Annotated in this window: 3 protein-coding genes; all 3 read left to right on the top strand. The window is 68.7% G+C overall.

The annotated features are described in order from the left end of the window. Window positions 1-350 (top strand): vitamin B12 dependent-methionine synthase activation domain-containing protein (locus tag M2271_RS42405; protein ID WP_280892812.1); only part of this gene is annotated, 350 nt, incomplete at its 5' end. Continuing rightward, window positions 347-1213, top strand: a complete 867-nt coding sequence (metF, locus tag M2271_RS42400; protein WP_280892811.1) for a methylenetetrahydrofolate reductase [NAD(P)H] — start codon at window positions 347-349, stop codon at window positions 1211-1213. The genes M2271_RS42405 and metF, both read left to right, overlap by 4 nt. Then, window positions 1197-1410, top strand: a 214-nt coding sequence (locus M2271_RS42395) for an adenosylhomocysteinase (protein ID WP_280892810.1), incomplete at its 3' end; no start/stop codon positions are given. The genes metF and M2271_RS42395, both read left to right, overlap by 17 nt.

Here is a 1410-nt window from a genome sequence, read left to right as displayed (position 1 = left end):
CCAACGCCTACCGCGACTACCTCGAACTGCACGGCCTGTCCGTCCAGTTGGCCGAGGCTCTCGCCGAGTACTGGCACGCGCGGGTCCGCTCCGAGCTGGGCATCTCGGGCAGTGACCCGGACCGGCTCGACGGTGTGTTCCGCACCGAGTACCAAGGCTGCCGGTACTCGCTGGGCTACCCAGCGTGCCCTGACCTGGAGGACCGCGCCAAGATCGTCCGGCTACTGGAGCCCGAACGCATCGGTGTCCACCTCTCCGAGGAGTTCCAGCTCCACCCCGAACAGTCCACCGACGCCATCGTCCTCCACCATCCGCAGGCGAGTTACTTCAACGCCGGAGGCAGGACATGACGACGACCTTCTCCTTCGAGTTCTTCCCCCCGAAGACGGAGAACGGGGAACGAACCCTGTGGAACGCCGTACGCCGGGTCGAGGCCTTACGACCCGACTTCGTCTCCGTCACGTACGGAGCCGGAGGCACGTCCAGGGACCGCACCGTCTCGATCACCCACCGCATCGCCGCGGAGACGACCTTGCGTCCCGTGGCCCATCTCACCGCGGTGGGCCACACGGTGGCCGAGCTGCGGCAGATCATCGGAGCCTATGCGGACGCGGGCATACGGGACGTGCTCGTGCTGCGGGGCGATCCGCCGGGCGACCCGAGGGGGAGGTGGCTGTCGCACCCGGGCGGCTTCACCCACGCGTATCAGCTGGTCGAACTGGTCCGCTCGCTCGGCGACTTCAGGATCGGGGTGGCCGCCTTTCCCGAGGGCCACCCCCGTTCACCGGACCCGGACAGCGACCTCGCACACTTCGTGGCGAAGTGCCGGGCCGGCGCCGACTACGCGATCACGCAGATGTTCTTCCGCCCCGAGGACTACCTTCGGTTCCGGGACCGGGTCGCGGCGGCCGGCTGCCACACGCCGATCATTCCCGAGATCATGCCGGCCACCGACGTACGGCAGATCCGCCGGTTCGCCGAGCTCAGCAACGCCGCGTTCCCCGAGAACCTGGCCCATCGGCTCGAAGCCGCCCGGGACGACCCCGCCACCGCGTACCGCATCGGAGTGGACCACGCCGTCGCGATGGGCGACCGACTGCTCGCCGAAGGCGCCCCGGGGCTGCACTACATCACCCTGAACCGCTCGACCGCGGCCATCGACATCCACCGGACCATCCAGAACTCAAGGAGCCTCAGTGCCCACGCCCACTGACCGCCGGACTCCCCCCGACTTCAAGGTCGCCGATCTCTCTCTGGCCGAGTTCGGCCGCAAGGAGATCACTCTCGCCGAGCATGAGATGCCGGGTCTGATGGCGATCCGCAAGGAGTACGCCGCAGCGCAGCCCCTGGCGGGGGCGCGTGTCACCGGCTCCCTGCACATGACTGTGCAGACCGCGGTCCTGATCGAGA

Origin of the sequence: Streptomyces sp. LBL (genome assembly GCF_029893585.1) — a bacterium.
Classification (GTDB): Bacteria; Actinomycetota; Actinomycetes; order Streptomycetales; family Streptomycetaceae; genus Streptomyces.
Note: the sequence above shows the minus strand (reverse complement) of the source record. Positions and strands in the feature narration are given on the sequence as shown.